Origin of the sequence: Rhodopseudomonas sp. BR0C11 (assembly GCF_010820945.1) — a bacterium.
Classification (GTDB): domain Bacteria; phylum Pseudomonadota; class Alphaproteobacteria; order Rhizobiales; family Xanthobacteraceae; genus Rhodopseudomonas; species Rhodopseudomonas palustris_H.
In genome coordinates this window covers 1-19,633 of the sequence record NZ_QTKI01000001.1, presented here as the reverse complement: position 1 = coordinate 19,633, position 19,633 = coordinate 1, and the positions used below count along the sequence as shown (strand labels likewise).

The window sequence follows — 19,633 nt, the reverse complement described above, 5'->3', positions numbered from 1 at the left end:
TCCTATGCCGCAACCCGCAGAACGCAAGGCGGCGCCGAAGGTCGCAACCGGTCAACCGGAGCAAGCCAAGACGTCGCCAGAAGCCGCGGCGGGATCTTGAACCGCGCCGCGCGGGCCCGCGGTGCGGCTGGGCTCGGCTCGGCATCGTTGCGCGCCGTCTTGGCAACTGCTGCAGCCGTCTCCGGCGGCGCGTGGTCGCGGGTCTCGGCAGCCGCGGGCGAAACCATGTCGGCAGCCAGCGGCGCCACCGGCGGCGCCGTATCCGCCACGGCGGCGCTTTCCGTCTCGGCAGCCGCCGCCGCATCGCTGGCCGGCGCGCCGTGGCCAGCGCCGCCGAGCTCGGAATCCGCCGCGCCCGGCCAGAACGTCATTACGGCCCAGGTCAGCCGCATGGCCGCATCGGTGAATGATCGGCGGCCGGCGCGCGTCGCCGCCTTGATCGCCGCGACCATTGCCGGCCGATCCTGCAGCCATTCGGTGGCGTCAACGCGGTCCGCGTCGGTGTATTCCGTCGGCGCCATGTCGCCGAGCCCGGCGGCGCGGTGCGCTCGCAGCGCGGTCCTGTAAGCGGCTTGCAGGTGCGCCTCGCGTTGCAGGTGGTCGGCGCCATCGCCAGCGGTGGCGTCGAATTCCGCCAGCGTTGCGGCGACGTTGAACGCGCCGCGGCGGAGCTCTGCGGTTCGCGCCGAACACTCTGCAGGATCGAATTCGGCGCCCGTGGTTTCGCACACCGCGGAAACGATCGCGGGAACGTCGACGCATTGCGAGTCGTCGGATGTCCGTCCGTAGCGGATAGCGATGCGGGCTTGATAGAACGCCGAAGCGACGCGGAGCGCTCGACCGATATTGATCGGTTTACCCGAGAGCGAAACCGCCGGCGCGCGGACCGTTTCGCCATCGGCGAATGTCACCACCACCACGGGAGATTTCCCGAGGCGCTTGGATGAAACCGAGTTGACGGAATAATCCGACCACGGCGCAAAGCGACTCGGCTCGGCAGCCTGCGCCGCCGTCTTAGCAGTCCTGGAAGCCGGCAATGCGAGACGCAGCATATCGGCGACCGCGCGCCAATTCGCGTTCTGCGGATCGGCGGTCGCGGTGTCGTAAGCGATGATCGCCAGCGCCTTGCGGTCCGATGCCTTGGCCGCGCGGACCGATGCCGGGTTGACGGGTTGCATGGTGACTCCTCCTAAGGTGCGCACAGTTGCGCGGTTGCGGTGGCGTTTCGTGCTGCGGCGCTGCGGCGCGCCGCAGTGTCGAAACGTCAAAGGCACGAATTCAGAAACGCTCGTTTGCCGGTGCGCTCGACTTGGCGGCGGATACGCTTGCGGTCGAATTTGATCGGGATGCGTTTCGTCGACATTGTCCGGGCTCCTCTAGGTTTGTGGCCACATTTGGCCGGTTCGGCGCTTGCCGATCATGCCGCGCACATCGTCGCGGCATGGGCTGCAATCGCGAGGGTGAGACGGCGCCGCCGGTAGAGCTCGGCCGCGCCGCCGCGGATCAGGCGGCGAGGGGGACGCCTTTCAGCTTCGCCATTTCGGCCGCCAAGGTGAACAGCGCCCGGTTCAACTTGACGTCTTGATCGATGCCATTGACGCCGCGGGTGGTGACACGACGCGGACGGTTGTTAGCATCCCGACCAATTGCCCGGAGCCCGCCGCGAATTGCGTTTTCCTGTGCAACGTTAAACGTCGTCCAGAGATCATTCGCCATATCGTCGCGGCGGCGCGGTCGGACCATCTGCGCGGGAGTGATCGGCGTGTCAGTGTTGCCGTCGGCATCGCCGAACCGCAGGAGCCGAGCCGAGGCGCCGAACGCTTCCCGTTCGCGTTCGGTCAAAGTAATCCGCGACCACTGATCCGGTGCGGCAAGCGACTTCTGGGCTTCGCTCAGCACGGAATAGGTCCCCTCGATTACTTTGCTCGCAACGTCACCGGAATGGCGGACCTTGACGGTTTCGATGGTCGATTCCTGCGAAACCAGCGAATTCATGCACCGGATACGGAACAAACCCGCCAGCAGATCATAAGCGGACGTGCCGTCGTTCGCGTTCTTCAGAAGGATTTCGCAAATCGTGTCGCCAACCTGATACGCCTTGACGTTATCGAAGCGGCGAAGCCGGATCAGGTGTTTTGCATAGTCGCGGCGGTCACCCTCGCGCGCCATCGCTTGCTTCGCGCCTACCGGCTCGAAACCTTCCTTTCGCAGCTGGTCGAGTACGGCAATCGTCGGGATCGGCTGGAAACGATCGGAGCGCGAATGATGCGCCGTGGTCGCGAAGATTGAAGGCGCGACCTTGAACAGTTCCTCATTCGTCAGCGGGCGGCCGGTGTCAAAGCGAGCGGTGGCGGTGTAAATTCGCATAGTCTGTCCTCATTGGGTGCCACAGTTGGCGGTTTGAAGCAGGAGCGCTTCCCATTGCGCCGGCCAAACCGGCGCAAGGCGGAAGCGTTCATAGTTAGCGCATTGCCAGAATTGAAACGCTCAGCCGATAGCGGAAACCGAGATAACAACCGCGTTCCGTGCCGTCCTGGTTCATCACGAAGCGCGCTTCAACTGTCGCGGTGCCGTCACGGTGGCGGCGCTTGACGATGGCGCTAACTCGGTCCCCGTGTCCGCATTTGTAAGAGACGGGCGCGCCCTTGGCGATCTTATGCGAGTTCATGGTAACGGCTCGAGTTCATCACAGAGGCAACGGCGACGCGCGCGGTAGCGATCAAGTCGCGGCGCGTGGCCGATATGCTCGGATCGGCTACGGCCAGGCGGTCGGCGGAGCACATCAGGCGATGCGCGGCCGCGGCGTGGCCGGAGGTCAGCGCCGCAGCGGCGTCTAGCATGAGACCTTTGATTGTGTTGCTGTGCATGTTGTCCTCGTTCGGTGGTCACAGTTGACCGGTTGCGGGGAGTTAGGTGCGGCGGACCTTCCGACGGTGGCGCCGCGGCGTGGCCGGCGCTTCCAACCACATAATCAGGACGCCAACGGCCATGCTTAGGACGGTGGCCGGCAGGATCGGCTGTTCAATGCAGAGGGAAAGAATTGCGGACATTTTGTCCGGGTCCTCATTCGGTGGCCACATTCGGCCGGTGTCCGCACCATACAGAAGCCGGGCGCGGCGTCAAGCGGAAAACACAAAATAAATCAGAAAACGCCGAAAATATCACAAATCAGGTCGGCGGCGCACGCTTTTAGGCTTGGCGCCCATATGGCTAGCTGTTAGGGTTGTGATTGTCAGCAAGGGCTGGCGCCCGCGCCTCGGGGATCAGGGGCGGAGACCGAAAATGACCAACCACCCGAACCGCCAGCAGACGCAGTTTTTCGCCCGCACCAATTCCTATGGCAGCGATACGTCGGTCGGCTTCGACAACACCTTTTCGGCGATTGTTTTCGAGAGCCGCGCGGCGCGGGACGCATACGTGGCGGAAAATTCCGAAATCAACCTTGCGGTTAAGCCCTTGACCAAGGCGCAGGCCCTTAAGCTCGCCGACCGCAACGGCGACACGAGCTACCTACCGACCGTCGATGGTCGCTACATCGCGATCAAGTAATCCATGACCAACCTCATTGAGATTTACCGCCGCTTCCCGGATCGGGAAGCGGCTGGCGCTGCCATAAAGTTAGTTCTGCAGTGGTGTCATTTGTGGGCCACCGCCCGGATTGCCTCCAAAACATGGCGTAGCGCCCGCATTTCGGCGCGCCCCTCTGGCGTCCAAGGATCAAGCCCGACTTCGATCGCGGAGCAGGCGAGAGCAACGGTCCGCCCGGCGCCGTTCTGGCGGTAGTTGGTCGGGCCGTTCGTTGAGACACCGAGTTGCCTTGCGGCCATGTGATTCGGAATGCGTAAGCCCTCCTGCCAGTCTCGGAAGGCCTCTGCAGTCATCGCTGTTTCTTTCTTCGCGGCCATGCTTCCCCTGCGCTGTGCATATTCGGTTTGTGGAAGTGTCCCGAACGAGTATCGCTGGATTGTGAAACCGGGCAAGCGGCGGCCGCCTTTGGCAACCATCCGTCAACGCTTTGCGATCCCCGAGCGATTTGACAGCCGACTCAATCGGTGATTCACAAGCGGCACGGTCGGCGATTGCGCCACCGCTAACCCGCCGCGGTTCAACCCGTCGGCGGGTTTCGCGTTTCCGGGCCATGGCCACGGCGCCGCCAAGCGACGCACCGAACGCCGCCACCAGTCACCACCCCTCACCACGGGCAACCCGTGGTCTCTGATCAGAGCAGGGAAGTTGCCCGGGCATCCCCGGGCATTGCGGGGGGCTTCCCCGGAAGCCGCGCACCACCGCGGCCAGCCATCGCCGCGCCAGATCAACGCGCCTCGAAGCCTTCGATGCAGCCAGGCCGCAAACCCTTCGGCGCGGTCGCTCTCGGACGCATTCCGGTACCGCACCCCCCGGGGGCAACTTCCCGACGAACCGACGGGCCGCCACCGCTCGGGGTCTCACGCGCACGATTTTTTTGGGGCGGCCGGAATTTTGGGGCCGTGAGCAGAAAATGACCGAAAATACCGACGATGTCGGTTCTGCCGAAAAAATGGGCGAAACTTCTGAGCGCAATGCCAAACCCGCTCGGAAGGTGAAGCCGAAAAAATCGTCACGGCCAGCGAAGAAGGCGGCGCGCAAAACTTCCCCGGGCCGACCGCCCTGGCAGCCCTCGGTCGAGGACCGGATGACCGTCGAGCAGCTGAAGTACGCCGGTGAATCCGATGCGATGATCGCGCGGTCGTTGAAAGTCGATGTCGATACGCTGCGCAAGCACTGCGCGTATGAGCTCGAGAACGGCTACGCCAATCGGCGCCGCGAGGTGACGAGGCTGATGTTCGAGCAGGCCAGCAAAGGCGCCGGATGGGCGATCAAGCGGCTGGACGAAATCGGAAAGGTGTCGCGCGCGGCGGCCGCTGTCGGCGATCGCGGCAAGGCGCAGCCGCAGTCGCCGCCGAAGCCGCCGAAGCTCGGCAAGAAGGAGGAGCGTCAGGCCGCGGCAGAGAACGTTGGCGGCAAGTTCAAGGCGCCTGAGCCGCCGAAGCTGGTCGTGAACAATGGCAGCAAGGCCTGATGGCTGGAGCGGCCCGGATCTGGTCGACCGCGTGCCCGGATTGGGAACGCAGGATCGTTAATCGGGAAAGCCTGGTCCCCTTCCAGCCGCTGTTCCCCGACGAAGCGTACGCGGCGCTCGAGGTCTTCAAGTCGCTCCATATCGTGGACGCGACGCCGATCGAGGATCCCGTCACCGGCGAGATGCGGCCGCCGACGTTCGGCGAGGCCGGCGAGCAATGGGTCTTCGATTTTGTGCTCGCCATCTTCGGCGCGTACGACCACTCGACGGCGAAGCGGCTGATCGACGAGTTCTTCCTGCTGATCAGCAAGAAGAACGGCAAGTCGACCATCGCCGCCGGCATCATGATCACAGCGCTGATCCGCAACTGGCGGCCGTCTGCCCAACTGCTGATCTTGGCGCCAACGATCGAGATCGCGAAGAACTCGTTCGACCCTGCGCGCGATATGGTCTATCGCGACCCGGAGCTGATCGATCTTCTCCACGTTCAGGAGAACTTACGGCAGATTACGCACCGGATCACGAACGCGGTGCTCCGAGTTGTCTCTGCTGACGCAAAAACGGTAGGTGGCAAAAAAGCATCATTCGTTCTGATCGACGAGCTCTGGCTGTTCGGGAGACAACCCAACGCGGAGGCGATGTTTCGCGAAGCGACAGGAGGTCTGGTCTCGCGCCCAGAAGGCTTCGTCATCTACCTATCGACACATTCCGACGAAGCACCGACAGGGATCTTTCTTGAGAAGCTGAACCTGTATCGCGACATTCGCGACGGCAAAATCGTCGACCCGAAGAAGTTCGGGATGCTCTACGAGTATCCGCAGGAACTGCTTGACGCAGAGGCATATCTCGATCCGGCGTATTTCTACGTTACTAATCCGAACCTCGATATCTCAGTCTTCTCGAGTTGGATCGCCGATAAGCTTGCTGAGGCAAAGCGTGGTGATAAGTCAGGGCTCAACGTCTTTCTAGCGAAACACCTCAATGTCCAGATCGGAACGAAACTGCGCGCTGACCGCTGGGCCGGCGCAGATTTCTGGGATCTTGGGAAGGGAAGGGTGCTTAGCCTCGGCGATTTGCTCCGTCGTAGCGAAGTCGTCGTCATCGGAATCGACGGCGGCGGACTGGACGATCTTCTCGGTCTTGCTGTGCTCGGGCGCGAACGCAAGACCGGTAGATGGCTGCTGTGGTGCCGCGCATGGGCGCACGAGATTGTGCTTGAACGGCGAAAGAAGATCGTCAGCGATCTGAAGAAGTTCGAGCAGGAAGAGACACTCACGATTGTCAAAGTGCCTGGCGACGACGTCGCCGCGGTTGCCGATATCGTCATGCAGGTCGAGGAAGAGGGGCTTCTCGCGGATGAGCATGCCATCGCGGTAGATAGCGTCGGAATTGGCGATATCGTCGACGAGCTTACTTCGGAAGAACGCGGGATCAATGCCAGCCGGATCGTTGGTATCTCGCAAGGCTGGAAGCTGAACGGAGCTATCAAGACTACAGAGCGCCGTGTCGCTGGAAACATGCTGGTCCACGAGCACTCCGAGTTGATGAGATGGTGTGTTGGCAACGCCAAGGCCGAAGCCAAGGGAAACGCGACGGCAATCAACAAAGCCGCCAGCGGGTCGGCGAAGATCGACCCGTTGATGGCGGTTTTCAACGCGGTGTCGCTCATGGCGCTCAACCCGCAGCCGGCCGGATCCGCGTACGAAGACGAAGACGTTCTGGTTTGAAGTGGAGTTAGTTATGCCCGAGCTCGCCGAGCGAGAGTTGTTCGCACTTGATCGTCTGCCGGCCGATGGGGCGATAGTGATTGTTTCGAGCCCCGAAATCCGGTCTCACGTTCGGCGCGAGATCAACGATGAGTTCGGTTCAGAAGTGACCGGCAAGACGAAAGTGATCGTCGGCGTGAGCCGTGAGCAGATCGCTGATGCTCTTGTTGGTGTTCGCGTTCCGGTGTTTCTGCACGAAGCGTTCGTCGCGAACGCGCCGAAGGATGCCGCAGAGTTTGCCGCCTCCATGGCGCGCAGCGTGAACACGGTGGTGGCATCGCGCAAGCGCCTTCGCGGTTGATGCCATGCGCGGCCGGCCGAATGATGTGGCCGGCGCACCCGCGGAAGTAATCGGCTCCTCGTAGACGTTCTGGTGTGACGCCCGCGGCCCCGCGGAGGCCGACCGCCGACGCACGCATGATCATCAGGACGGTCAGCCAATGGGTTGGATCAATAACACCGTCGCGGCGATCTGGTCGCTGGGGCGGAGGGCCGACGACTCGGAAGATCAGGAGCGTTACGGCGACGACGCCGACTTCTGGTTCGCCGCGCCCGGCCGGAAGACGCCATCCGGAAAGAGGGTGACCGCAGATCTCGCCTTGAAGGCGTCGGCGGTCTTCGCCTGCATCAAGGTCTTGGCAGAGACGATGGGAAGCCTGCCGTTGCAGGTCTACCGGAAGCTGCCGGACGGAAGCCTCGAGCCGGCGAACGATCATCCGGTTGGTGATCTGATCCGATACCAGCCGAACAAGATTCAGACGGCGGTCGAGTTCTGGGAGACCACGATCCTGCATGCCGCTCTGCGCGGCACTGGGTATGCGGAGATCGTCTCAGGTCCGCGAGGGGCTGTCGACCAGCTGCGATCGCTGCATGCAGATCGCGTCGTACAGGAGCTTCTGCCAGACGGAACTCTGAGGTTTCGGGTAACCGATCCGTTCACCGGACGGACGCGAGTGCTGCTGCAGGAAGAGGTCTTCCGGATCCCGGGTCTTTCGAGCGACGGCGTCAACGGGTTGCGAGCTGTCGACCTCGCCGCGGATGCGATCGGCCTCGGCATGTCGGCCGACGAGTACGCGTCGCGGGTATTTTCGAACAGCCTGAACATCGGCGGCTTTCTCTCCGCGCAAAAGCGCATGTCGGTCCAGGCGCAGCGTCGCCTGATCTCAAAGCTGATGGAGCTCTACGCCGGCGGCAACAACTCCGGCCGGCCGATGCTGTTGCAGGACGGCATCAAGTTCGAAAAGGCGTCGATGGACGCCAGCGAAGCCCAGCTGCTTGAGGCGCGGAAGTGGCAGATCGCCGAAGTTGCGCGGTTCTGGCGGATTCCGCTGCACATGCTCGGTATCGACGACCAAACCAATCGGTCGACGGTGGAAGAGCAGTCGATCAACTTCGTCAAGTACACGATCCGGCCGTGGGCGCGCAGAATTGAGCAAGCCATCAGGCGCGACCTGATCACCGCGACGAACCTGTACGAAGCGAAGTTCAACCTCGATGCCCTGGAGCGCGGCAACCTGACCGCGCGGGCTGAATACTTCTCCAAGGCTCTCGGCGCCGGCGGCGCTCCGGCCTGGCTGACACAGAACGAGGTTCGCCTCATCGAGGGCTGGAACCGCCGTCCGGAGCCGTGGGCTGATGTGCTGCCGCAGGGATCGATGGCGCAGCGCTCCGACAACACGCAGCCTCCATCAGATCCGCCTGCGAATTCCGCACTGGTCGAACCTGAGCCGCCGAAGGCGATCGAGGATCAGCGGATCGATGGCGGCGCTCTGCGGGTGGCGCAGAAGGAAAATAAGGCGGTTCGCAAGGCGCTGATGCGCCTGGCGGCAAAGCCGGACGAATTCCGGGAGTGGGTGGCCGCATTCTACGGCGGCCACGTTAGCTTCGTCATGGAGACGCTCGGCTTCGACAGGACAAAGGCGCGCCGATACTGCGCGTTTCAGCGCGACGAGCTGATCGCCGCGAACGATATCGAGGCCGTGGTGGATCGGCGCGAGCAGGAGCTCGCCAAGGTGCTCAGCGCGGCCGTCAAGGTGCAGGGAGTTGCAGATGGGCGCAATGCAGCGGTTCAAGCGTGAGATCCGAAACAGCATCGGGGCTCCGCTTGCCTACGAGATGCGGCACGGGTTCGGCGCATCTCTATCGGTATTGTTGGAACGCATCGCGCGTGGAGAGCGCGTGCACGACGGCGAGATCAAGGAGTTCTTCTCGGATCGCCGCGCCGATGCTGAGGACGGCATTGAGCCGGAACACATCACCGCGTTCTCAGGTCAGCAGCTCGTCCCGAGCGCGAAGCAGGGGAAGTTCACCGCGGTAGTCCCGGTGCAGGGAATTGCTCTCTACGATCTCGAGTACCAGCCGTATTGCTTCAGCACGAAGCTGCTGGCAGAGACCATGAACGAGATGGCCGCGGACCCGGCGATTGATCAGATCGTTCTGATCATCGACACGCCTGGCGGTCGGGTGACCGGAACGCCGGAAGCTGCCGATGCGGTGTTCAATGCCCGCAAGGCGAAGAAGGTTACGGCGGTCATTGACCCGTTGTGCGCATCGGCTGGTTACTGGATCGCTTCGCAAGCGACCACCATCATCGCTGTTCCGTCTGCGGACGTCGGATCGGTTGGCGTGTTCATGATGCACACCGACTGCTCAGCGATGCTCAAGGACGCCGGTATCAAGCCGACGTTCATCTATGCCGGCGAGTACAAGACCGAGGGAAACGCGTACGAGCCGCTGTCGGATGAGGCGCGTAACTACTACCAGACCGAAGTCGATCAGACTTATCGCGATTTCATCGGCGGTGTTGCGCGCGGACGCAGGATGAAGGCCGACGCCGTGATCAATACGTTCGGCAAGGGCCGGTGCATGTCGGCTCAGATGGCAAAAAGCGTCGGCATGATCGACGACATCCAGTCGATGCGCACCGCTCTTCTCGGGTGCGGAGTACAGCTGCAGCCCGCTGACGCACGAAGGCGCCGCGGTTGTGAGGATGGCACTCCGCCGACGTCCGCTGCCGGCGGAGAAGAGCCGGCGGCTGAGCAGGACAAGGCCGCGAATTCGGCCACCACGGTGAGTGAAGAGCCCGCGCTGTATCAGGTGGTCACGACGGTCGACGGAGACATTAGCGGCGTCAGCCTTTCCGCCGTCGCGAGTCTTTCCGCGGTCGCGGCCAACGTCGGAGAGCTTGTCGTTGATGTTGTAGCGCTCTTCGGGGACGCGCGGGCGATCGTGTTCAGGCAGGACTCGGACGGAGATCAGAAGAAGGTCTTCGTTGTCGAAGACTGGCCGAAGCAAGCGAAGCTCGACCCTGCAATCCTAGAGCGCGGTCTCGCGAGTTGTGTCGGAAACACTGTGACCGTCGCGGTCGCGAACGGCGCAGCTGTCTACACGAAGCTTGGCGAGAACGCGGCTGGCGAATGGCTCTGCGTACTGGAGCCGAATGCGTCGTTCTCTTCGCCGCCGCCGACGGCGGAAGAGCGCGCCAGCGCCGAGCGCGCTGCGCGCCGCCGCCGTCTCGCGCTCGCCAGCCTCTCCTGATGATCGGAGCGAACATGAACAAGCAGTTCGTGAGCCTTGCTGAATTCCTTGTCGCCGTGCTCGGCGCCGGCGGCGAAGTCTCGGATCGTCGGCTGCAGGTTAAGTCGGTGGCGACCGGTCAGTATGAGGGGGGCGGATCGGCCGGCGGCTACCTTGTCCCTGACGACATCGCGTTGGGGCTGTGGTCGCGGGTCTACGACACCGGTCGGATCTTGGCGCGGTGCGATGAGCAGATGACCTCCGGGAGGAAGGCGTTCCGCATCCCGGCGATCAAGGAAGGGTCGCGCGCTGAAGGCAGCCGCTTCGGCGGCGCCAGGATGCTCTGGACGGATGAGGGTGGCACCGGCGATCCGTCTGGGATCGATGTCGAGCTGCTCAAGCTCGAACTGAAGAAGCTGTTGGGCTTGATCTATGCGTCCGACGAGCTGCTCGAGGACGGACCCGCTCTGCAATCACTGGTCGAGCGGCTGTTCGCCCTGGAGGCTGCATTCGCGATCGAAGACGGGATCGTGAACGGAGACGGCGTCGGCAAGCCGCTTGGGATCATGAAGAGTGGTGCGCTGATCGTGGTTGCGCCAGAGGCGGGCCAAGCCGCCGGCTCCGTCACCAGGAAGAATCTCGTCGATATGGCGAGCCGGTTGTGGGGGCCGTCGCATCGCGAAGCGATCTGGCTCATGGGCAACGACATCTTCGCGAAGATCGTGGAGCTTGAAGAGGAGCTCGGCCTCGAGCTCTTCACTGAAGGTGCGGAGCCTGGCTCGCGCCTGCTGCTCCAGATGCCCGTCGAGCTCTGCGAATACACGTCGCCGATCGGTTCATCCGGTGACCTGATGCTGTGCGACTTCAGCCAGTACCTGCTGATCAAGAACGACCCGCAGATGCTGAGTTCGATCCACGTATCCTTCGACACTGACGAAACGGCGTTCAAGACGCGGTATCGCGTCGACGGGCAGCCGGCCTGGGCAACGCCGATCACGCCGAAGAACTCTGACAACACCCAGTCGCCTTTCATCGCGCTCGGCGAACGCAAGTAGCAACAGCGCACCGAATTCGTGGAGTAGCGGCTCTGTTGAGACCGTGATCTCCGCGTGTCTAGGCGGGCTCATTTGAGCCCCGATTGAACTAACACCCGAAACTGACGATCAAAGCGCCCCCTCGCCGGGCGCTTTTTGCGTTTGGAGACAATGTGATGCGTATCAAGACCCTGCGGGACAAGAAGGCGGCGCTCCTGAAGGAGGCCGGCGAACTGACCGCGAAGGAAGACGCCAACACGATTACCACGGAAGAGACCGCGCGGTTGGCGGCGATCGTCGACACCGAGCTGCCGGCCGTGAACTCGCAGATCGCCCGCGAGGAAACGCTGATGGACGAGCGCCGCTCCATGGAGTCGGCGTCGAACCTCAACGGTCAGACCGAAGAGGAACACGCCTCGACTGTGCCGGCCGAGCCGACGAAGAAGTTCGGTTCGCTCGGCGAGCAGATGCAGGCAATCGTCGCTGCTGGCCGCAAGCTGGGCGTCGATGATCGCCTGCAGTGGAACGCTGCGAGCGGCATGAACGAGGGCGGCGGCGCGGATGGCGGCTATCTCGTGCAGCAGGACTTCGTGCCCGAGCTGATGCGCCGCGCCTATGAGCGCAGCGATCTGCTGGCGCGTACCCGTCAGCTGCCGGTCGGCCCGAACTCCAACGGCGTCAAGATCAATGCGCTGAGGGACTCGAGCCGCAAGAACGGCACGCGGTTCGGCGGTGCCCAGGCGTTCTGGACCGGTGAAGGCCAGCAGAAGATCGGTACGGACCTGAAGTTCCGGCAGATGGACATGCGGCTGCACAAGCTGACCGGCCTGCTGTACGCGACGGACGAGATGCTCGATGACTCGGCGCTGCTCGGCGCTCTGATCCCCGAGATCTTCGGCGACGAGTTCGCGTTCAAGATCGACGACGCGATCTTCGAAGGCGTCGGCAGCGGCATGCCGCTCGGCGTGATGAAGTCGGGCGCGCTGGTCACCGTCGCGCCGGAAAGCGGGCAGGGCGCCGACACCGTGGTGGTCGAGAACATCGTCAAGATGTGGGCCCGCATGTGGCTGCGTAGCCGCGGTTCGATGATCTGGACGATCAACCAGCAGATCGAGCCGCAGCTCATGACGATGAAGATCGGCAACACGCCGATCTACCTGCCGCAGGGCACCATCGAAGGCGAACCGTTCTCGCGTCTGCTCGGCCGCCCGGTTGTGCCGACCGAGTTCAATTCCCAGCTCGGCGACAAGGGCGACATCGTCGCCATGGATCTCCAGCAGTACCTGACGATCCAGAAGGGCGGCATCAAGCAGGACATCTCGATCCACGCCCGCTTCATCAACGACGAGACCACGTTCCGCTTCGTCGTGCGGATGGACGGCCAGCCGATCTGGGACACCCCGCTGGAGCCGTTCAAGGGCTCCGACACGCTCAGCCCGTTCGTGACGCTCGGCGAGCGCGCGTAACCCACCTCGGCGGCGCCGGCGAGGTCGGCGCCGCTCGTTTCCACCAGTTCACCGCCGGGAAATCCGGACACGGGAGTGAAGTCAATGTTGAACGCGAAAGCGAGCGAGCAGATCGCAGTGCTCGGAGTGATCAGCCCGGCCTCGATTGCGGCCGGCACCGCCGACACCGCGTGGATCGACACCGCGAAGGTTCCCTGCCTCATGGCCATCATCAAGGCCGGAGTGCTCGGCGCGAGTGCGACGATCGATGCCAAGTTCCGCCAGGCTCAGGACAGCTCCGGCACCGGCGCCAAGGATGTGAGCGGGAAGGCGATCGTCCAGATGACCAAGGCCGCCTCGGACAACAAGCAGGCGATCCTCGATCTCAATACCGGCGATCTCGACAAGCAGAACGGGTTCACCTTCGTGCAGCTGCGGATCACCGTGGCGACGGCGGCGAGCCTCGCCGATGCGGTCGTGCTCGGCATCAATCCGCGCTACTCGCCGGCGAGCGACAGCAACCTGACCAGCGTCGCGGCCGCGGTCTAGTCCGTAGCCGCACACTGAGCAAAGGGCGCTCCGGCGACGGGGCGCCCTGAAGCTGTGCAGCTCAACACATGGGAGAGAGCGAAATGGACGAGAACGTCAGCATCAAGTTCACCGAAACGCGAGTGGTCGACGATCACCGCAAGGGAACACCGGAAGAGCAGCGCTTCGTCGCTGGCAAAACCTATGAGATGTCGGCGCGATCGGCCGATCGGTGGGTCAAGCGCGGCGTCGCGGAATGGGCGAGCGATGACGACCGCACCAAGGCGGCGGGAGCATCGGCTGACGTCAATCTCGTCATCTCCGATCTCAATCGCCGCCAACTCGGAACGGCGTCCTTGCCGAACAAGGACGGTCAGCAGGATCTCGAGCTCGACGGCGGCGGCGACAAATCTGTCCTCAAGACAGACTACAATGATCTCAAGGTCGCCGAGCTGAAGGCGCTGCTCGAGACGCGCGGCATCCCGGGCGGCGACGTCAAGACCAAGGCCGACGCCGTCAAGCTGTTGGAGCGTGACGACGTTGTGAAGGCTGCGATCGCTTCTGGCGATTACGATGCTCTGCATGTCGACGAGCTGAAGTCGCTTGCCGAGCAGGACTTCATCGACATCACCGGCCTCACGACCAAGGCTGAAATCGTCGACGCGATCAAAGCGCACGCGAAGAGCTGATGTCGGCAACGCTGGCGGGCGGGGATACGTCCCCGCAGCCAATGCCTTCTGGAGTAGCTGCCGATGTTCACCGTGATCACCCGAGCCACGAGCCGGCAGCTCACGACGCTCGACAACCTTAAGCTTGAGCTCGACATCTCGGGAACGGCGCAGGACGAAAAGCTGCAGCGACTGATCGACCGCGCTTCTGCGGCTGTCTGCTCATACCTCCGCGTTCCTGCGGCGAATGACGGATCGGTCACGCTTGGCCTTGAAACAATCGCCGAGACCTTCTGGCAAAGCCCTTGGACAGGATCGCGTTACAACACGCTGATGCTGGCCAGGATGCCGGTGACAGAGGTCGTGTCCGTTGTCGCCGCTGGCGAACCGATCGACCTCGATGACATCGAAATCGACGGAGCCGCCGGGATTCTACGTCGGGTCCGCGGCAGCAGTTTACGCGCAGCTGAATGCGGCCGCCGGAGAACGGTGGTGACTTACAAGGCCGGATGGACGCTGCCGGGAACGGCGGACTTCACGTTGCCGCTTCCGATTGAGGGGGCAACGATTGGGCTGATCCGCGGAGCGCGGTTCGCCGCGACACGCGATCCTGCTGTGAAGTCGGAATGGACAACTGATATCGAGCGGGTCGACTACTGGGTTGGCCAGATCGGCGAGAACGGGGCATTTCCGCCGGATATTGCCGCTACTCTTGACCCGTTCTGCTATGAGTCGGTGGGATAATGGACGATGCCGCTGCGGCGCGCGCAAGGCGCGGGATCAACCGTCGGGGCCACCTCATAAGCTTCCGGCGGATGACGAAGACGTTGCCGCTCGCGATTCAGAGCCAGGCTGACGTCAAGGCGATCGTCGAGGGGTATTCGCCGGATGAGTTTGCACCTGGTATCACGGCCGGGACTCGCAAGATCATCGTCTCGATCCTTGATCTTCGGGACGCAGGGTTTCCACTCCCGCTCACCAAACTCGACAACGTCTACATCGGCGGTCTGAAGACGACGATCAACACGATCGACCCAGACCATCGAGAGTACCAAGGATGCCTTGAGATCGTCACCGAGGGTCAGTGATGGCGAGGATTTCGACCTTCGCCCGCGATCTGCAGCTGGCGACCGCCGGCATCGCGCCGGAGAACATCGCGCGAGAGCTTGCAGCGTTCGCGAAGCGCGAGCTGCTCAAGGCAATCCATGAAGGTGAGGCGTCAGATCAGTACGATCGGTACGTCAATGGAAGGTTAGGTGCGCCAGAGGAAAGCGTACAGCCGCCCGGGCCGATCCTCTATGTGTTCAAGTATTGGCGCGAGATCGTAGAATTCGCGCTGGATACGCTCATTGAGCGATCGCCAGAAAAGTCGGGGCGCTACAAGCAATCGTGGTTCGTGATGCTGCCCGGCGGTGGTCGCGTGCAAGACATTGACGCGATCCCAATCAATGCGACCGTGATCATCTGCAACGACCAACCGTACTCGCGGAAGATCGACGTGGGGCACATGCGAATGTCGGTGCCTCCTGGAGTAGTTGAAGATGGCCGTAAGGCCGTCTTGTCCAGGTACGGTAATATCGTGACGGCCAAGCGCACAATGATTCCGCTTCCAAATGGGTATGTCCTCAAGGGGCGGTTTCGTCGCGGGTATCGCACATACGCGCGGAAGAAGCTCCGTAAAGACACCCAGGCAGGCGCGCAGATGACGTATCCGGCGCTCGTTCTGTCGATGAAGGTTAGCTGATGGATGCGCCCTACGACGACGTCTATGACGCGATCAAAGAGCATCTGGACAACAACTGGGATTCGACGCTCGCGTCGATCTATTTCGAGAACGACTACAAAAACGACGAACCGGACGACGCGCCTGATGTTTGGGTCCTCGTCGTGCTCGACACAAACCTCTACGCGCAGCAGTCGATCGGCGGCGGAGACGACGCCGCTGATAATCGCTGGGATGAGGATGGAACGTTGTGGTTCCATGTGTTCGTGCCGCGCGGCATCGGTTCGCGCGAGTCTCGGCGTATAGCGAAGGCTCTGGCGAACCTGTTTCGCGGTGTCAAGCTTCTGGACGGTGAACTCGAGTTCCTCGACGCAGATCTCGGGAGCCGCGCCGCACGAGGAACTGCCAACGTTTATGCGACGGCCGTCTCAATTGATTGGCGTCGCCCCGAAGCACAATGAGGGAAAGCCGATGTCCGAATTCAAGGTTGTGAAGCCATTCAAGACTGTGAACCGCCGGCTGGTCGAAGGTTCCACGATCGGCGATGGCGAGGATATCTCGCCGTTCACGCGCGAAGAGCGTGAGAAGAACGGGTTCATCAGGAAGTCTGCTGCACCTGAGCCGGTCTCTCAGCCAATCGATGAAGAGCCAGCTCGAGTGCTGCCGCAGAAGGCGCGCCGGCCGCAGAGCGGTGCCGAGTAGTAGTTCAAGCTTGCAAGATCAGGGTTTCGAGCAGGGCGCCGCGAGGCGCCTTTTTCATTGGGAGACATCGAGATGACGTCGTCGAACCGGATGTACTTGGCCCTTGTACGTGAGGGCACGCCAGGCACTCCGCCTGACACGCCGCGCATGCGCAAGATGCGCATCACCGGTGAGTCGTTGTCGTTCTCGCCGACTTACGTCGACTCCGAGGAGATGCGGGACGATCGGATGTTGGGAGATCCGATCAAGACGATGCAGTCGTCCGGCGGCGGCATCAACTTCGAGCTGTCCTATCCCGAGGACAATAGCCCGCTGTCGGAGCTGATCCGCTCGACCATGTTCAACCCGTGGGTGAATACCCCCACTTTCGAAAACGACGGTGCGGCCGACAGCGTGATCACGGATGCGGGTACCACGCTCGACACATTCGCGGTGGTCGGCGGTGGCGCGGCGGTGAAGCTCGGGCATCTCGTTCGAGCGACTGGGTTCGGCCAGTCAGCCAACAACCAGATTTTCCGGGCTGCGAGCGCAACCGACACGACAATCGTCGGCAGCGGTCTCAACTTGGTCGCGGAGGCGGCGCCGGCCGGCACCGCCAAGCTGAAGGTGGTCGGTTTCCAAGGGGCTGCGGGCGACATCACGGCACTCGCCGACGGACTTGGATCGACAGCACTCGATTTCACGACGCTCGGGTTGACGGTCGGTCGGTGGCTGAAGATCGGCGGATCGGCTGATGCGTCCCAGTTCGCCTTCCTGGTCTCCGCCGGCGCGAAGAAGCGGAAGGCTGCTTGGGGCCGGGTGGTGAGCGTCACTGCGAACAAGATCACGCTGGACAACTTGCCGTCCAATTGGACGGCAGACGCCGGAACCGGGAAGACTATCAAGGTGTGGTTCGGCGATTGGATCGCGAACGGCGTATCGCCCACTTCGGTGACGATCGAGCGCGGGTTCATGGGGCAGGCGACCCCGTCCTACATCTGGAACTACGGCATGGTTGTGAATACCATGTCGCTCGACATCAACAGCGGTGACAAGATCAAGGGTTCCTTCAACATGATGGGGCTCGGTGGGGGCGCGGACACGACGCCGCTCGACGCCTCGCCGGATCCTGTCACGACGAACCTCGTCATGGCCGCGAACGCGAATGTCGGTCGCCTCGGGGTGGCCGGCGCTCAGCTGGTTGGCCCGAACTGGGCGAAGTCGCTGTCCTTCCAGATCGACAACAACCTTCGAGCACTCGACGCGGTCGATGATGACGCGCCCGTCGCGATCAACGACGGCGAGTGCAAGGTGACGGGGAAGTTGGAGACCTATTTCGGCAGCTTGGCCGAACTCCAGTCCTTCTATGCAGGCACGCCGCGGCAGATCAACGGCCGCGTCGACAAGGCCGGTCAAGCGGTGGTATTCCAGGCTCCACGAGCCATCTACCGCGGCGACGGAAACCCGTCGGCCTCGGCGAAGAACACCGACGTCATGCTCCCGCTTTCGTGGCAGTCGTCTCACGATCCTGCCACCAATGCTCACTTCATGATCGACCGGCTTCCGTATTTCGAAGCCTGATTTAATCGGCGGTCGGCTTTCTTCATGGGGCCGGCCGCTTCCCGTAGTTCTGGCGTGCTCCCGGAGTGGGTTGGTGCCCACGGAGGATTGGTGTCCTCGAGGAGCGGCCATTGCAGCGCCGGCGCAATGCCGGTGCATCTCCCTTGCTCCAACAAGGTGACACCAAATGTCCCCCCAGACGAAGACTGCTCACAAACCCGTCATCCTCAATTCACTGAAATCGGACATCGACAAGGAACGCGAAGGCGACTGGCAGGAGTCGACGGAAATTGGTCCTGGCGTCGCGTTCAAGGTGCGCAGCACCAACTATCCCGCCTATGCGGTGGCGCGTGATGCCGCTTCGGCGCGGCTCACGAGGAAGTATCCGAACGCATCGCTGTCCGCTGACCACGACGACTATCAGCCCATTCCGGAAGAGGTCCTGGCCGAGGTGAACGGCGAGATCATCGCTCAACACTTGCTGCTGGACTGGCGTGGCCTGGACATTCCGTACTCGCCGGATGCTGCACTCAGCGCGCTGACCGATGTTACGTTCCGGGTGCTCCGTAGCGCTGTCATGCTGGCGGCTACCCGCGTCGGTCGCTACGAGGTCAAGTTCGTCGAGGATACCTCAAAAAACTGAGGGGTGCCCTGCGCTACGAGCTCGAGCGCAAGGGCACCGACGAATGGCTGCGGCGGGTCGCAGAGGAAGAGGCTGATGCCGAGCACCTCGGCGAGTCTGCCGTCAGACCGGCCGATGCTCAGGTGCCGGAATGGTGCGGCACGGTGTGGCGCGCCTGGCATGCGCTTCGGTTCGACCGACACTACGGCGCGTTCGGCGGCCAGACGCAGATCTCCTTCCTCGCGATCGATCGCTACGCAGCCCGCTACGGCATCTCCGGAACTGAGTTCGAGACGTTCTTCGCGCTGATTTGCGCGATGGATGACGAGTACCTGCAGCACGTCGCCCGTGAGGCAGAGAAGACCAAGCCGCCGAAGGAAGAATGACCCAAAATGGCTGTCGCTCTCTCATCGCTGAGGGTCACGTCCGACATGGACGTGACTGGTTACGTCCGCGGCGCCGCCCAAAAGGTGGCCGCGGACCAGCAGATGATTGCGGCCGACCGGGCGCGCAATGCTTCGTTGGCGCAGGCCGATGCCGCACTGGCGCGCGCCGTCCCGGGGATGGCGTCGATCAGCAAGTCGCTGCTCGAAGGTTACAGCGCCGGTCAGCAGTTCGAAGGTGCGGTGCGGCGGATCGGCAATGCTGTCGATCGAGGCATGGGACTGGACCGGGCAAATGCGCTGCTGGATGCCGCGTACCGGAAGTTCGGACTTACAGCCGACGCGTCGGTGCTGGCGGCGCAGGGGTACGTGTCGATCGCCGAGGCCGTCGGCGTTCTGAACGGCCGGTATGAGCAGCTTGCCGAGGCCGCCGCGAGCGCGGCCGAGGCGGTGCAGCGTGCTTCGACCCAAGCCGGCATCAATGAATCGTTCGGCATCGGCGTATCGCCGGCAAAATCCGCGCAGGAGAGCGCGGACGCGTTCCTGGCCGAGTTCGGCGGTCTCGCCGGGATCGCGAAGGCCAAGGCGCAGGAAGCCGGCGCCGCGTTTGCCGCGGAGCTGGATTCCCGACTGGTTTCGGCTGCCAGC

24 protein-coding genes are annotated in these 19,633 nt (G+C 62.9%); 19 read left to right on the top strand and 5 right to left on the bottom strand.

The genetic code is table 11. The annotated features are described in order from the left end of the window. Nucleotides 1–2: 2 nt before the first annotated feature. The 4 genes from DYI24_RS00120 to DYI24_RS00105 form a co-directional block, all read right to left on the bottom strand. A complete protein-coding gene (locus tag DYI24_RS00120; protein WP_164570798.1) occupies nt 3–1,178 on the bottom strand; it encodes a hypothetical protein in 1,176 nt (391 codons plus the stop codon). Nucleotides 1,179–1,503: 325 nt separating this feature from the next. Further along, on the bottom strand, nt 1,504–2,367 hold the full coding sequence (locus tag DYI24_RS00115; RefSeq protein WP_164570797.1) for a DUF932 domain-containing protein: 864 nt from the start codon (nt 2,365–2,367) through the stop codon (nt 1,504–1,506). 94 nt (nt 2,368–2,461) lie between these two features. Next, entirely contained in the window at nt 2,462–2,668 is a 207-nt protein-coding gene (locus tag DYI24_RS00110) for a hypothetical protein (RefSeq protein WP_164570796.1), read from the bottom strand. Next, a complete protein-coding gene (locus tag DYI24_RS00105; protein ID WP_164570795.1) occupies nt 2,655–2,867 on the bottom strand; it encodes a hypothetical protein in 213 nt (70 codons plus the stop codon). The genes DYI24_RS00110 and DYI24_RS00105 overlap by 14 nt, the downstream gene beginning before the upstream one ends. Before the next feature lie 415 nt (nt 2,868–3,282). On the opposite strand from DYI24_RS00105, the gene DYI24_RS00100 reads away from it, so the two are divergent. Next, nucleotides 3,283–3,549, top strand: coding sequence for a hypothetical protein (locus tag DYI24_RS00100; RefSeq protein ID WP_164570794.1), 267 nt, complete (start codon nt 3,283–3,285; stop codon nt 3,547–3,549). 86 nt (nt 3,550–3,635) lie between these two features. Here DYI24_RS00100 and DYI24_RS00095 read toward each other — a convergent pair whose 3' ends face one another. Further along, entirely contained in the window at nt 3,636–4,004 is a 369-nt protein-coding gene (locus tag DYI24_RS00095) for a hypothetical protein (protein ID WP_205523305.1), read from the bottom strand. A gap of 668 nt (nt 4,005–4,672) precedes the next feature. Here DYI24_RS00095 and DYI24_RS00090 point away from each other — a divergent pair. The 18 genes from DYI24_RS00090 to DYI24_RS00005 form a co-directional block, all read left to right on the top strand. Further along, nucleotides 4,673–5,059 (top strand): hypothetical protein, encoded by a 387-nt coding sequence (locus DYI24_RS00090; protein WP_164570792.1) that lies wholly within the window; start codon nt 4,673–4,675, stop codon nt 5,057–5,059. Further along, nucleotides 5,059–6,786 carry a terminase large subunit gene (locus tag DYI24_RS00085; RefSeq protein ID WP_164570791.1) on the top strand — a complete coding sequence of 576 codons (1,728 nt, stop codon included), beginning with the start codon at nt 5,059–5,061 and terminating at the stop codon, nt 6,784–6,786. Before DYI24_RS00090 ends, DYI24_RS00085 begins: the two co-directional genes overlap by 1 nt. Nucleotides 6,787–6,799: 13 nt before the next feature. Then, entirely contained in the window at nt 6,800–7,126 is a 327-nt protein-coding gene (locus DYI24_RS00080; protein ID WP_164570790.1) for a hypothetical protein, read from the top strand. A 280-nt stretch (nt 7,127–7,406) separates the two neighbouring features. Continuing rightward, nucleotides 7,407–8,903 carry a phage portal protein gene (locus DYI24_RS00075; protein WP_164570789.1) on the top strand — a complete coding sequence of 499 codons (1,497 nt, stop codon included), beginning with the start codon at nt 7,407–7,409 and terminating at the stop codon, nt 8,901–8,903. Further along, nucleotides 8,875–10,362, top strand: a complete 1,488-nt coding sequence (locus tag DYI24_RS00070; protein ID WP_164570788.1) for a S49 family peptidase — start codon at nt 8,875–8,877, stop codon at nt 10,360–10,362. The genes DYI24_RS00075 and DYI24_RS00070 overlap by 29 nt, the downstream gene beginning before the upstream one ends. Before the next feature lie 14 nt (nt 10,363–10,376). After that, a complete protein-coding gene (locus DYI24_RS00065) occupies nt 10,377–11,396 on the top strand; it encodes a phage major capsid protein (RefSeq protein ID WP_164570787.1) in 1,020 nt (339 codons plus the stop codon). A gap of 155 nt (nt 11,397–11,551) precedes the next feature. Further along, complete coding sequence (locus tag DYI24_RS00060) at nt 11,552–12,841, top strand: phage major capsid protein (RefSeq protein WP_164570786.1); 1,290 nt, start codon at nt 11,552–11,554, stop codon at nt 12,839–12,841. 84 nt (nt 12,842–12,925) lie between these two features. Then, on the top strand, nt 12,926–13,369 hold the full coding sequence (locus DYI24_RS00055) for a hypothetical protein (RefSeq protein WP_164570785.1): 444 nt from the start codon (nt 12,926–12,928) through the stop codon (nt 13,367–13,369). 83 nt (nt 13,370–13,452) lie between these two features. Beyond that, a complete protein-coding gene (locus DYI24_RS00050) occupies nt 13,453–14,037 on the top strand; it encodes a hypothetical protein (RefSeq protein ID WP_164570784.1) in 585 nt (194 codons plus the stop codon). Nucleotides 14,038–14,100: 63 nt separating this feature from the next. Next, complete coding sequence (locus DYI24_RS00045) at nt 14,101–14,760, top strand: phage head-tail connector protein (protein ID WP_164570783.1); 660 nt, start codon at nt 14,101–14,103, stop codon at nt 14,758–14,760. After that, nucleotides 14,760–15,104 carry a hypothetical protein gene (locus tag DYI24_RS00040; RefSeq protein WP_164570782.1) on the top strand — a complete coding sequence of 115 codons (345 nt, stop codon included), beginning with the start codon at nt 14,760–14,762 and terminating at the stop codon, nt 15,102–15,104. Before DYI24_RS00045 ends, DYI24_RS00040 begins: the two co-directional genes overlap by 1 nt. Further along, complete coding sequence (locus DYI24_RS00035; protein WP_164570781.1) at nt 15,104–15,760, top strand: hypothetical protein; 657 nt, start codon at nt 15,104–15,106, stop codon at nt 15,758–15,760. Before DYI24_RS00040 ends, DYI24_RS00035 begins: the two co-directional genes overlap by 1 nt. Then, a complete protein-coding gene (locus DYI24_RS00030; protein ID WP_164570780.1) occupies nt 15,760–16,200 on the top strand; it encodes a phage tail terminator-like protein in 441 nt (146 codons plus the stop codon). The genes DYI24_RS00035 and DYI24_RS00030 overlap by 1 nt, the downstream gene beginning before the upstream one ends. A gap of 10 nt (nt 16,201–16,210) precedes the next feature. After that, nucleotides 16,211–16,441 (top strand): hypothetical protein, encoded by a 231-nt coding sequence (locus DYI24_RS00025; RefSeq protein WP_164570779.1) that lies wholly within the window; start codon nt 16,211–16,213, stop codon nt 16,439–16,441. 72 nt (nt 16,442–16,513) lie between these two features. Further along, on the top strand, nt 16,514–18,001 hold the full coding sequence (locus tag DYI24_RS00020; protein WP_164570778.1) for a phage tail tube protein: 1,488 nt from the start codon (nt 16,514–16,516) through the stop codon (nt 17,999–18,001). Between the two features lie 166 nt (nt 18,002–18,167). Beyond that, entirely contained in the window at nt 18,168–18,623 is a 456-nt protein-coding gene (locus DYI24_RS00015) for a phage-derived protein YdaY family protein (protein WP_164570777.1), read from the top strand. Nucleotides 18,624–18,745: 122 nt separating this feature from the next. Further along, a complete protein-coding gene (locus DYI24_RS00010) occupies nt 18,746–18,988 on the top strand; it encodes a phage tail assembly chaperone (RefSeq protein WP_164570776.1) in 243 nt (80 codons plus the stop codon). Between the two features lie 45 nt (nt 18,989–19,033). Further along, nucleotides 19,034–19,633: hypothetical protein (locus DYI24_RS00005; RefSeq protein WP_164570775.1), on the top strand; the 600-nt coding region annotated here is incomplete at its 3' end.

Bases quoted from the DNA above. Each gene is read 5' to 3' on its own strand.
- DYI24_RS00035 (WP_164570781.1), top strand. From the start codon at position 15,104: ATGGCGAGGATTTCGACCTTCGCCCGCGATCTGCAGCTGGCGACCGCC.
- DYI24_RS00070 (WP_164570788.1), top strand. From the start codon at position 8,875: ATGGGCGCAATGCAGCGGTTCAAGCGTGAGATCCGAAACAGCATCGGG.
- DYI24_RS00095 (WP_205523305.1), bottom strand. From the start codon at position 4,004: ATGGTTGCCAAAGGCGGCCGCCGCTTGCCCGGTTTCACAATCCAGCGA.
- DYI24_RS00120 (WP_164570798.1), bottom strand. From the start codon at position 1,178: ATGCAACCCGTCAACCCGGCATCGGTCCGCGCGGCCAAGGCATCGGAC.
- DYI24_RS00115 (WP_164570797.1), bottom strand. From the start codon at position 2,367: ATGCGAATTTACACCGCCACCGCTCGCTTTGACACCGGCCGCCCGCTG.
- DYI24_RS00060 (WP_164570786.1), top strand. From the start codon at position 11,552: ATGCGTATCAAGACCCTGCGGGACAAGAAGGCGGCGCTCCTGAAGGAG.
- DYI24_RS00040 (WP_164570782.1), top strand. From the start codon at position 14,760: ATGGACGATGCCGCTGCGGCGCGCGCAAGGCGCGGGATCAACCGTCGG.
- DYI24_RS00015 (WP_164570777.1), top strand. From the start codon at position 18,168: ATGTCCCCCCAGACGAAGACTGCTCACAAACCCGTCATCCTCAATTCA.
- DYI24_RS00105 (WP_164570795.1), bottom strand. From the start codon at position 2,867: ATGCACAGCAACACAATCAAAGGTCTCATGCTAGACGCCGCTGCGGCG.
- DYI24_RS00110 (WP_164570796.1), bottom strand. From the start codon at position 2,668: ATGAACTCGCATAAGATCGCCAAGGGCGCGCCCGTCTCTTACAAATGC.
- DYI24_RS00030 (WP_164570780.1), top strand. From the start codon at position 15,760: ATGGATGCGCCCTACGACGACGTCTATGACGCGATCAAAGAGCATCTG.
- DYI24_RS00025 (WP_164570779.1), top strand. From the start codon at position 16,211: ATGTCCGAATTCAAGGTTGTGAAGCCATTCAAGACTGTGAACCGCCGG.
- DYI24_RS00090 (WP_164570792.1), top strand. From the start codon at position 4,673: ATGACCGTCGAGCAGCTGAAGTACGCCGGTGAATCCGATGCGATGATC.
- DYI24_RS00020 (WP_164570778.1), top strand. From the start codon at position 16,514: ATGACGTCGTCGAACCGGATGTACTTGGCCCTTGTACGTGAGGGCACG.
- DYI24_RS00085 (WP_164570791.1), top strand. From the start codon at position 5,059: ATGGCTGGAGCGGCCCGGATCTGGTCGACCGCGTGCCCGGATTGGGAA.
- DYI24_RS00050 (WP_164570784.1), top strand. From the start codon at position 13,453: ATGGACGAGAACGTCAGCATCAAGTTCACCGAAACGCGAGTGGTCGAC.
- DYI24_RS00065 (WP_164570787.1), top strand. From the start codon at position 10,377: ATGAACAAGCAGTTCGTGAGCCTTGCTGAATTCCTTGTCGCCGTGCTC.
- DYI24_RS00080 (WP_164570790.1), top strand. From the start codon at position 6,800: ATGCCCGAGCTCGCCGAGCGAGAGTTGTTCGCACTTGATCGTCTGCCG.
- DYI24_RS00045 (WP_164570783.1), top strand. From the start codon at position 14,101: ATGTTCACCGTGATCACCCGAGCCACGAGCCGGCAGCTCACGACGCTC.
- DYI24_RS00100 (WP_164570794.1), top strand. From the start codon at position 3,283: ATGACCAACCACCCGAACCGCCAGCAGACGCAGTTTTTCGCCCGCACC.
- DYI24_RS00055 (WP_164570785.1), top strand. From the start codon at position 12,926: ATGTTGAACGCGAAAGCGAGCGAGCAGATCGCAGTGCTCGGAGTGATC.